The 9,763-nt window shown below is 35.8% G+C and carries 18 protein-coding genes and 1 riboswitch; of the genes, 14 read left to right on the top strand and 4 right to left on the bottom strand.

What is annotated here, in order from left to right:
* Positions 1-1,428 precede the first annotated feature (1,428 nt).
* The 14 genes from H1D32_RS08450 (at position 1,429) to H1D32_RS08390 (ending at position 7,477) form a co-directional block, all read left to right on the top strand.
* Positions 1,429-1,611, top strand: coding sequence for a hypothetical protein (locus H1D32_RS08450; protein ID WP_261177834.1), 183 nt, complete (start codon positions 1,429-1,431; stop codon positions 1,609-1,611).
* A complete protein-coding gene (locus H1D32_RS08445) occupies positions 1,574-1,912 on the top strand; it encodes a YncE family protein (RefSeq protein ID WP_261177833.1) in 339 nt (112 codons plus the stop codon). Before H1D32_RS08450 ends, H1D32_RS08445 begins: the two co-directional genes overlap by 38 nt.
* Positions 1,913-1,989: 77 nt before the next feature.
* On the top strand, positions 1,990-2,352 hold the full coding sequence (locus H1D32_RS08440; protein WP_261177832.1) for a YncE family protein: 363 nt from the start codon (positions 1,990-1,992) through the stop codon (positions 2,350-2,352).
* Between the two features lie 178 nt (positions 2,353-2,530).
* Positions 2,531-2,704 carry a hypothetical protein gene (locus tag H1D32_RS08435; RefSeq protein ID WP_261177831.1) on the top strand — a complete coding sequence of 58 codons (174 nt, stop codon included), beginning with the start codon at positions 2,531-2,533 and terminating at the stop codon, positions 2,702-2,704.
* Positions 2,701-3,021, top strand: coding sequence for a hypothetical protein (locus H1D32_RS08430; RefSeq protein WP_261177830.1), 321 nt, complete (start codon positions 2,701-2,703; stop codon positions 3,019-3,021). Before H1D32_RS08435 ends, H1D32_RS08430 begins: the two co-directional genes overlap by 4 nt.
* A gap of 292 nt (positions 3,022-3,313) precedes the next feature.
* Complete coding sequence (locus H1D32_RS08425) at positions 3,314-3,568, top strand: hypothetical protein (protein ID WP_261177812.1); 255 nt, start codon at positions 3,314-3,316, stop codon at positions 3,566-3,568.
* A 465-nt stretch (positions 3,569-4,033) separates the two neighbouring features.
* A riboswitch (cyclic di-GMP riboswitch) is annotated at positions 4,034-4,116 on the top strand.
* Positions 4,117-4,144: 28 nt separating this feature from the next.
* The gene (locus tag H1D32_RS08420) at positions 4,145-4,510 is read left to right on the top strand and encodes a hypothetical protein (RefSeq protein ID WP_261177813.1); all 366 of its coding nucleotides are present in this window, start codon (positions 4,145-4,147) and stop codon (positions 4,508-4,510) included.
* Positions 4,511-4,660: 150 nt separating this feature from the next.
* On the top strand, positions 4,661-5,023 hold the full coding sequence (locus H1D32_RS08415; protein WP_261177829.1) for a DUF5667 domain-containing protein: 363 nt from the start codon (positions 4,661-4,663) through the stop codon (positions 5,021-5,023).
* 863 nt (positions 5,024-5,886) lie between these two features.
* On the top strand, positions 5,887-6,051 hold the full coding sequence (locus H1D32_RS25345) for a sigma factor (RefSeq protein WP_396126166.1): 165 nt from the start codon (positions 5,887-5,889) through the stop codon (positions 6,049-6,051).
* Positions 6,048-6,383 (top strand): hypothetical protein, encoded by a 336-nt coding sequence (locus tag H1D32_RS08410; RefSeq protein ID WP_261177828.1) that lies wholly within the window; start codon positions 6,048-6,050, stop codon positions 6,381-6,383. Before H1D32_RS25345 ends, H1D32_RS08410 begins: the two co-directional genes overlap by 4 nt.
* 76 nt (positions 6,384-6,459) lie before the next feature.
* On the top strand, positions 6,460-6,585 hold the full coding sequence (locus tag H1D32_RS08405) for a hypothetical protein (protein ID WP_261177827.1): 126 nt from the start codon (positions 6,460-6,462) through the stop codon (positions 6,583-6,585).
* Between the two features lie 14 nt (positions 6,586-6,599).
* The gene (locus tag H1D32_RS08400) at positions 6,600-6,761 is read left to right on the top strand and encodes a hypothetical protein (RefSeq protein ID WP_261177826.1); all 162 of its coding nucleotides are present in this window, start codon (positions 6,600-6,602) and stop codon (positions 6,759-6,761) included.
* A gap of 170 nt (positions 6,762-6,931) precedes the next feature.
* Positions 6,932-7,099 (top strand): hypothetical protein, encoded by a 168-nt coding sequence (locus tag H1D32_RS08395; protein ID WP_261177825.1) that lies wholly within the window; start codon positions 6,932-6,934, stop codon positions 7,097-7,099.
* 63 nt (positions 7,100-7,162) lie between these two features.
* Positions 7,163-7,477 carry a hypothetical protein gene (locus H1D32_RS08390; RefSeq protein WP_261177824.1) on the top strand — a complete coding sequence of 105 codons (315 nt, stop codon included), beginning with the start codon at positions 7,163-7,165 and terminating at the stop codon, positions 7,475-7,477.
* Positions 7,478-7,763: 286 nt separating this feature from the next.
* On the opposite strand, the gene H1D32_RS08385 is transcribed toward H1D32_RS08390, so the two are convergent.
* The 4 genes from H1D32_RS08385 to H1D32_RS08370 form a co-directional block, all read right to left on the bottom strand.
* Entirely contained in the window at positions 7,764-8,402 is a 639-nt protein-coding gene (locus tag H1D32_RS08385) for a methyltransferase family protein (RefSeq protein ID WP_261177823.1), read from the bottom strand.
* Between the two features lie 73 nt (positions 8,403-8,475).
* Positions 8,476-8,751, bottom strand: coding sequence for a hypothetical protein (locus H1D32_RS08380; protein ID WP_261177819.1), 276 nt, complete (start codon positions 8,749-8,751; stop codon positions 8,476-8,478).
* Between the two features lie 326 nt (positions 8,752-9,077).
* A complete protein-coding gene (locus tag H1D32_RS08375) occupies positions 9,078-9,419 on the bottom strand; it encodes a spore coat protein (protein WP_261177820.1) in 342 nt (113 codons plus the stop codon).
* Between the two features lie 11 nt (positions 9,420-9,430).
* Complete coding sequence (locus tag H1D32_RS08370) at positions 9,431-9,706, bottom strand: hypothetical protein (protein WP_261177821.1); 276 nt, start codon at positions 9,704-9,706, stop codon at positions 9,431-9,433.
* Between the last annotated feature and the right edge of the window lie 57 nt (positions 9,707-9,763).

The following is a 9,763-nucleotide window of genomic DNA, read 5'->3' as shown; positions in this document are numbered from 1 at the left end:
TTACAATGATTAGGAGGGAGTGGTACATAAACGAGTTTTACGAGACTAAATTTTACAATGAAGAGAGAAGTCGGTACATAAACGAGTTTTATGAGACTGAATTTTACAATAATTAGGAGAAAGTGGTACATAAACGAGTTTTACGAGACTGAATTTTACAATAATTAGGAGGAGTCGGTATATAAACGAGTTTTACGCGACTAAATTTTACAATAATTAGGAGAAAGTGGTACATAAACGAGTTTTACGAGACTAAATTTTACAATAATTAGGAGAAAACGGCGCATAAACGAGGTTTACGCGACTGGAATTTACAATTAGGAGAAAGTGGTACATAAAAGAGTTTTACGCGACTAAATTTTACAATAATTAAGAGAAAGTGGTACATAACGATACGAGACTAAATTTACAATAATTAGGAGAAGTTGATACATAAAGAGTTTTACGAGACTAAATTTTACAATAATTAGGAGAAAGCGGCACATAAAAGAGTTTTACGAGACTAAATTTACAATAATTAGGAGAAAGTACATAAAAGAGTTTTACGAGACTAAATTTTACAATAATTAGGAGAAAGTGGTACATAAACGAGTTTTACGTGACTGAAATTTACAATAATTAGGAGAAGTTGGTACATAAACGAGTTTTATGCGACTAAATTTTACAATAATTAGGAGAAAGTGGTACATAAACGAGTTTTTCGAGACTAAATTTTACAATAATTAGGAGAAAGTGGCACAAAAGAGTTTTACGAGACTAAATTTTACAATAATTAGGAGTAGTTGGTACATAAACGAGTTTTACGCGACTAAATTTTACAATAATTAGGAGAAGTTGGTACATAAACGAGTTTTACGCGACTAAATTTTACAATAATTAGGAGAAAGTGGTACATAAACGAGTTTTTCGAGACTAAATTTTACAATAATTAGGAGAAAGTGGCACATAAAAGAGTTTTACGAGACTAAATTTTACAATAATTAGGAGAAGTTGGTACATAAACGAGTTTTACGAGACTGAATTTTACAATAATTAGGAGAAAACGGCGGCATAAACGAGTTCTGTGCGACTGATTTCACAAATTACGAGACATTCCATGCAATACCCAAAAACTATCAAGAAACTGTGTGGAAAGATTGAGGGATTATTGACAACGTGGGTAATCGTTTTTCTCAGAGTGACCTTCTCACTTCGAGTCGTGCTCCTTCTTTTTATACTTAAGACATACCATACTAAAGGGGGACATTAACAATGAAAACATCAATGAGATGGTTCACTACGATAGCAGTTTAGCTTTAATATTTTAGCTGCATGTGGTGAGGAAACAGAAACGGGATCAATTCAAGAGAGAAGGTCGAAGGTGCGACCGAAGTTGAAACAGAACCGACTATAGAGGTAGGGGTAGAAGTAGAAGAGAGCTACGTTGTTGTGGTAGCCAACGAAAAAGATGAAACATTATCTCTGATCTATTATCCAGAACAAAGACAAGAAATCATCGAGCTAGATGGTCAGGCTCATAATGTAGAAATCAATGTTGAAACAGAGTTAGTTTGGGTTACGATCAATCCGCCGCATGATGAAAGACGGACATGGACATGGTCATGGACATGATGACAACCTAGAAAAGGTAGTTGCATATGATTTAAATACATTACAGAAGGTAGAGGAGTATGAGGTAGGTAATCACCCTGCCCATGTATCAACGACTCAGGATGGAAATATTGTTGTTGTAAGTAATTCTGGAGATAATACGGTAACCATTATTAATCGTGAGAGTGCTGAATTAGCGACGGTTCCGGTTGGTGAATATCCACATGGTCTTCGCATTTCCGTGGATCAAAAATTTGTTTTTATCGCAAATATGAAAAGTGCTGATATGAGCATTGTTGATCTGGAAACAAAGAAGAAGTAAACCGCGTCGTCGTTGGTAATGGTGCTGTTCAAACAGGGATTTCACATGATGGTCAGTATGCATTTGTTGGTTTGCATTTGGATAATCAACTAGCTGTCGTTGATGTTGCGACACAAGAATTAATGAAGCTAATTGATACTGGTGTGGGGCCAGTGCAAATGTACGCTAGCTACGATAACCGGTATGTGATCGTAGCAAACCAAGGGAGTGAAGATGCTCCGTCAGATACAATTACGATTGTAAGTCTTGAAACCTTAGAAGTTGTTAAAGAAATTCAATTAGGAAAAGGCGCTCATGGCATTGTTATCTCAAAAGATAGCCGCTATGCATTCGTAACAAATATGTTTGAGGATACTGTTTCGGTTGTCGATCTAGAAACTCTGGAAGAAACAACGAGAATTGAAGTAGGTTATTACCCAAATGGAATTTCGATTAACTAGCTAGCCAAAAAATGGTTGTCTCAAAGTTTTATGAGACAACCTTTATTTTTTTCATATTCGCCAAATTATTGTCTTAATTTCTTCAAATTTTCTCGATAAATTTTCGTCTATACTATTAATAGATAGATTTATAAGTTAAAGCTAGGTTTACTAATGATTAATGAAATGAGGGGAAGTAATGAAAAAGATATTCATAGCGTTTGGCGTCATAGCTTTTATTGCGATGGTTGTCGGAATTTCATCATTATTTTTGGCAGATGAGTCGCTCACACATGATGGGCATATACCCGATACAATTGGTGCTTATTATTTAACAAATAAAATTGAAGGCGAAGAAGCAAAACAATCATGAACCAATTACATGGCGATGAAGTTGATCTCGATGAAGCCTATGTACTTGAATACCAAACCCAGAGGGGATCTTACGCAATCGTATGGATTTCAGAAACGAATCTCGTAGAGCTACCGCCAAAGTTATTTGAAGATATGCTTGAATTTGTTGAAAATAGTGAGTTGTACATTAATCATCATGAAAAAGAGATTAGCAATAGGAATGTACAATATGCGTTCGGAACGGAACGAGATAACTACTACTTTGCTACAGAAAATCGTTTGTATGGGTGGCGACTTTTGAAGATAAGAGAGACATTTTTATCAAGAACGCCGTGAAAATATTCTAATAGAGGATACAGGCCTTCGACTTGATCTTTCGTACCGTAGGAGCGACTTTCGAAAGCTTTGGGATGTCCCTAGCTCGAAATTCTAGATAAAAAGATTTGTTTAAAACATTGCCACAGGAATGTATCAATTTATCCAAACTTTCTTGTTAGTTTCTTCACACATTCTCTTTATTCTATTAATAATAAAGTTTCATCATCCATTTTCCCGCCACTAAATTAGTCGCTGATCTATTGGAATTTTGAAATTGGCTTATATAATACAAAATATTGGAGGAGAAGGAATGAAAAACAGAGATAGAATGATTTCAGTACTATTTTTCATTTTTCTACTTATACTACCACTTCAAGTGTTTGCTCATGGTGATGAAGATGATGATGGTCATGATGTTGATAGCGCGCCTTGGCTGTCAGAGAAAAGGGCCATGGTCATGATGACGAAGATGATCATGGTCATGGTCATGGTGATGATGGACATGATCATGAATATGAAGAAACAGGAGCAAACTTGGCTTTGCTTGGAACTTTTGCGGCAATAAATGGTGGCTTTATCGCTTTTGGTGCGGTTCGCAAGTTATATAAAAAAGAAAGTAGCACCATAAGGGTACATAGAGTTTATCTATGTGCCTTTTATTTTAGGCTCTTTTCGTAAACATTGCTCCTGCGGTTACTCGTCGCACAAAAAAACTTGTTGCTTTTACTCTAAAATATCGGAAAAATACCTTAGATGAAGAAATCACCCAATAAATTTATTAAGAAAAGAGCAATACTTACTAAATTAGTGGTGAATTCTTAGTATTTTGTGTAAAAATCCGGCTTTTGTGATTTTACGAAAGCTAATAGCAACAATCTTTTAGAAACGAGCGATTAATTTTAATTACTCTCTAGGTTACATGTATCGTATAACCTCAACCTTATAATGAGTGCTTAAAATTTTTTCGAAAAAAATTTCTCTCCCCCTCAAAAATAAAAAATCTCCCGTATAGATAAACGAGACCAAGAAAATAAGTTAAAGGCAAAGCCATTGAAAGGTGGTGACGCAAAGCTATAGGGACTAAGGGGAAGCCTATGTCAGCCAGTTGCCATAAGATATTCAGTGAATTTGAGGTGGCTTTATGAGTCAAAAGGCAGTACATTTATTTCTCATCATCATTTTCCTAGCTTTAGTAGGTTGTAGCAAAGCAACGGAAGAACAAGTGAATACCAACGACAACGAGCAGGATGCCTCGAATTACTTTTATGAAAATTCCGAGTGGGGTATCTATATTGAAACAGCAGATGGTTGGCAAATTGAGAAAGAGACTGCTAAAAATGTCCAGTTCAACAGCGAGAAGCTAGTGGCAATTATTTCAGTTATTCCTAAAGCTTATAGAGTGTCAGAAATAAAGAAACAGCTACTCGCTGGTGCAGGAGAAGTAACAGTAATCGGTGAAGGTCTGAATTTCATTTCGTGGAAAACGAACAGACAAGGAAAGCATTAGAACTCAAGTATGGGTTGAAGAAAAACCTGATCGGTATGTGATTATTACGGTGTTGACGCCTAATGAAACGTATGAAGCGAACCTAGATAAAATTGAGACTTTTCGTGAAAATATTAAATTTTATTAATGCAACAGGGAGTGGTTAAGAGCATGAAAAAAGTCGTATCAACATTGGTCCTAGTAGGTGGTTTAGCGAGGTGGGGAACGGTATTGGCAAACAATGATAGTAGCTTGGACATTACATCAGATTTATATGAAACAATTGGATTAATTGAACAAGCGACAGCAGACTTAACTGAGGATGAAGTTGAAAAGGTTCTACTTCATGATGAATTTGCTGAAAGACGCCTAATCGTTTTAGAGGAAGTGGCAACTGAAGGTAATGAAGAGGAGATTGAACATTTAGTTACAGATTTTATTGAGGTAGTTACAGCTACTGAAAATGTAACGGCTTCTGCAGAAGAAGCAGGTGAAGACGTAAACGAACTTAGAGAATCATTAATGAAATTATAGAAAAAAGAAGTCAGTTTAATCGCGCTACTAGAGCGTGACCATTTACCAGAGCAAGCGTTGAAGGCTGGGAATTAGAAAAGCCCCTAAAAACCAAGAGCGAGCCATGCTGAAAGCCGGTAAGCGTTGGAAGCAGGAACTAAAGAAAATTAGAAGAGATTACTTAGTGAGAATGAGTTTGTTGAAGCAAAAGAGGATGAAACAGAGCAAAGCGAAAAGCATTTAGAAAAAGCGATTGAAAAGCTGAAAGAAACAATATCAAGCAGACAAAAAAGTGAAAAAAGCATGAGGAACGCTCAGAAAAAGCGATGAAAAAAGCGATGAAAAAAGCAAATGAAAAAGCAGAGAAAGGCTTAAAAAGGCGAATAAAGCTCAAGAAAAAGGAGCTGAAAAAGCAAAACGTGCCGTAGAAAAAGCTAAATGGAAAAACTAACTAACTGAAGATAATCCTTAGCACTCAGTCAATCTCTTTCATCGTTCTTTTTTACTGTTTTTGCAGTGACAATCGTTTGCTTATAAGTATTATTATCTAATATATCACAGTCTCTAGCCTCTTTTTTAAAAATATACGATATGATCATTTTACTTGTTAGGTCGTATCAATAGTTCATTAGCCCTACCTATTTAAAATGTTGGTAATTAAATGTAACAGCCCATTTCACTTGAATTAAATCCTTTATCAAGCGATAGTATTATAGATAGCAATGTCAGTTTGATAAAGGAGGCGTGGGGGATGGAAAACATTGAGGTCATTGAAGCAACACCAGTGCCCAAAATGGAGATGATCTCGTTCGCGAACGATTAATTGCTCATTACAAGCCTTACGTGCTCAATACTGTTGGCCACATTTGTAAGAAGTTTGTGAGCTGAGCGAAGAAGAGGCTAGCATTGGCTTGATTGCTTTAAACAAGGCGATTGATACGTATGATGCAATCAAAGGAAGAACCTTCCTAAATTATGTTTACTTACTTATTAAACGAGACTTGATTGACTTTTTTAGAAAAGAAAGAATGAAAAGCACTTATCGATGAACGAGTATTATGAAGATAACGTTGAATCTCCATTTGAAGTAGAGAAGTCGCTGCAGCAATTCGAAAAAGAAAAACAAACCAACGATCTAGTAGAAGAAATATTGGAATTAAGTATGGCCTTAAGTCAGTATCAAATTAATTTCGAAGACCTTGAAAAGTATTCTCCAAAACACCGAGATACTCGTGAAAATTTAGTTGAGATGGCTGATAGATTCGTAACTGACGATGATTGTGTTGCACAATTTTTACGGAAAAAGCAATTTCCAACAACACTCTTTGTCAAAAATACTGGCTATCGTGCAAAACAATTGAGCGTCATCGAAAATATATAGTAACATTAATATTAGTAAAGCTAAATCCGCAGTGGACACAGTTAGGTCAATTCATTCAAATAGGAGGTGGGAGTTAATGGGGAGGAATAGTACCCAAGGAATCGTTGTAAAAGTTACTGAAGATGCTATTGTGTTGCTTTGTGAAAATGGACTTTTAAAAACGTTTCAAGAGCCTCTCATGCTACACCGCCACTTTGGGTGAACGCGTATATCCATGTGGAAAAAGCAGACGCCATGGCTGAAATATATGTCGGTTGCTGCAGTCTTTTTCTAGCAATTCTAACTTATGCACTATTTCCGTTACAACAGGAGAACTATGCCTATGTTATTGCCATTGACATCAATCCGAGTATTGAGCTAGTCTTAATGAAAAAATGAAAGTTACCGAAACTTCAGGGTATAACGAAGAAGGTGGGGAATTAGTTTCATCGTTAAATATAAAGGGAATTCATTAGAAGTAGCTTTAGAAAAAATCATGGCTTATTCCTTTGAGCAGGGTTACTTAAGTGAGGAAAATAGATACTTAGAAACGGCAGTCGTCACTTTAAATGAAGGGAAAGAAAGGCCGTGTCGAAGAAATCGAGCAATCCATCCTTACATCAATCAATTCTTTAGATGTTGAGGTGCAGCTATCTCAAAATAATCTTGCTACTTATGAGGAAGCAAAAACTAATGAATGTTTCCGTCAACAAGTTAGTTTACCTAAAAAAGCTTGAAAAAGATGGAGTGATCGATACTGCTGAGCAAGGTAAGGTAAAACTGTTTCAGAGTTAAGAAAGATGCAAAAACCTGAACAGAAACCAACACGTAAAAAGGAAAATCCACCAGCTAACAGTAATCGAGACAAGAAAAGGAACATCTCAGTCAACAAAGATAAAAAAGAATCGCAGTCTAACAATGAGAAAAAGATCCCTAAAACGAACAATGGGAAAAATGCCAGTGTTGCAGAAACAAAGGTAAGAGCAACGGTGCTCAAAACAATTCTCACCTTAATAGTAATCGAACTCAAAATCAAGGTAAGGCTGATCAAGTCAATAAAAATCAAGGTAACCAAGGGAAAAAAGTCGGAAAGAATGTACCGAAGAAACCTGTGAATGGACCTCCTAAGAAGAGTCCTGGCAGCCTAAGATAATAAAAAATGAATGCCCAGTTACCAAAGTGGTAACTGGGCATTCATTTTGAAATTATTACAGGGGGATTAAACCAGAAGAATTTGAGATTGTAAATTAAATGAACAAAAGACTGCCTACATTCGTTGCTAATTAAACAACAATTGTGGCAATCTTATTTGATTTTAGAAGTTTTTTAATGCATTTCATCATTCATTATTTACGCAACTACATTTAGACTGATATAGCTCGGTTTAGGTAATTATCAAATTTACTCATTTGAAAACCTTTTCATTTTTAGCAATAATAAGCCTTTAATAAAGAAACGGAAACAAACGAAATCGATTGGCGGGCACCACCCTTGATAGATGTCTCCGTATTTCTCACTTAGCACCTGTTCCTCTAAAGACATTCGATAATGCAAGATACTCCCGAAAACAGGAAAGACAATGAAAACAGCAATGACATTTCCACAGATAAATAAGCACAAACCTAATGTGATGAGGAATAGTCCGACATGAAACGGATGTCTTGCAAACCGATAAGGACCATAACTGATGAGGGGACGGTCTTTATGCGGTTGGATTGTTCTTGTAAAATACTGACGCATGACATAGTAAGCCCAATAACGAATAAAAATGCCTTTTATTAGTAAGACAATGCTTATTTTTTTTATCAATATACTTTCCTCACCAGTATACAAATTCGAAAATGTAATACTAGTAAAAACGCACAATAGAAAGCCAGCTTGTAATAAAGTCAGACTTCCGTCTTTTCCGCTCCGATCCTCCTTTTTCAATTGATCCTTAAATAAAATAAATTGTATCATCCATAGTCCAACAGCGATGGTAAAAATAATAATGTCTCTATCCATATAGTTAATATGCATTATCGTTTCAGTTTTATCCATCCCAGAGAATTTCGAACAACAAAAAATACCCTGCAAAAAACAGAGTATAGTGTAGAGATGTATAATAAAACTTCTAGGAGGAGTGATACTCTTCTCTTCTAGATGGCTTTAATGTAATATTCGCTATGTATGGATAGGCATTTTGATCAAACTGCTCAATGATGTTCATGAATTCGACGATTAAATGACTTTCACTGTTTTTATATTCTTCAAACAGCGCTTCAATTTCCATACGCAAGGTTCCCTGAAAAGCAAAGTTTTGTCGAACAGCTTTAAAAGCTGATTGTTTGTCTTTGCTGGAGGATAAAATGCTTAAAATCATTGAGGCATATATTTTACTATCCTTCATGACGTACCGATCGCTCCCTTTTCGAAACACTTTTTTATTGACAATTAAGTATATAATAGTTTTTAGTATTTAATGTCTAGCTACAGGGGCCCAGCCCCCTCGAGGTCAAATAACCTTCCACCCAAAAGTGAAAAAGCCACTTTGGGGTGAAAGAACATTTGCTAGTCGGGGCTAACGGGCGCCTTCCGCTTTTCAAACTCGCAAGTTCTATTATAACAATAAAAAACAAAATAGGGTTAATTTTACACAAAATATTACTAATTTCTCAGAATTTAGAGTATTATCAATAAAATAAGGACTTGCTATAGGGAGCAAGTCCTTAAATGTTACGAAATCGTATTTCCGTTATAAGGGAACTGATTTGTATATCCTTGGAATTGTTGGTACGTTTGATTGAGCTTCTGCTGATCTGCAGCTTCAAACGAATACCAACCTTTTTTGAACATCAAGTTAAATAACTGACGTTGACAGTCTTGTGTTTCGTTAAAAATTTGATTTAAGTCTTGATACAAGTGTTCATGGCTAGCTTCATTCATAGCAACACTATAGGCACCTGTCAGGTACTTTTCTGTTGCAAGGCAGTCGTTAATAAAATCTCGATCGTTCATTTGTGGTGTTTTTTGTACCTGAGTTTCAGGATTTTGAATCTTCATGTTTTGGTTGTTCATTTCATTTCCTCCTATTGCAATTGGCTTTGCGAAGGTTGATTTGGATTTTGTAAATGACTAATTATTTGTTGGTAATGGCGTTGGTGCATTTGACCAGTTTGTTCTAAGGCCATTTTAATTTCTGGGTCCGTACATTGTTGTGCGAAGAAATGAGCTTTTTTCATTGCTAATAAGTTCCAGCTCAACATATCAGAAATGTAAAATTGGTCTTTTCCTGTGATGATCGTTGGTGGCTGTGGCATAATATTTTGTTGCTGCATCTGATTTGACTGCATTTGTTGTTGCATCTTAGTTACCTCCTTATGAAATGAAAGACTTGCTTTCGCTTTATTGTTTGTAATTGT

The organism is Anaerobacillus sp. CMMVII (genome assembly GCF_025377685.1).
Taxonomy (GTDB): domain Bacteria; phylum Bacillota; class Bacilli; order Bacillales; family Anaerobacillaceae; genus Anaerobacillus.
Note: the sequence above shows the minus strand (reverse complement) of the source record. Positions and strands in the feature narration are given on the sequence as shown.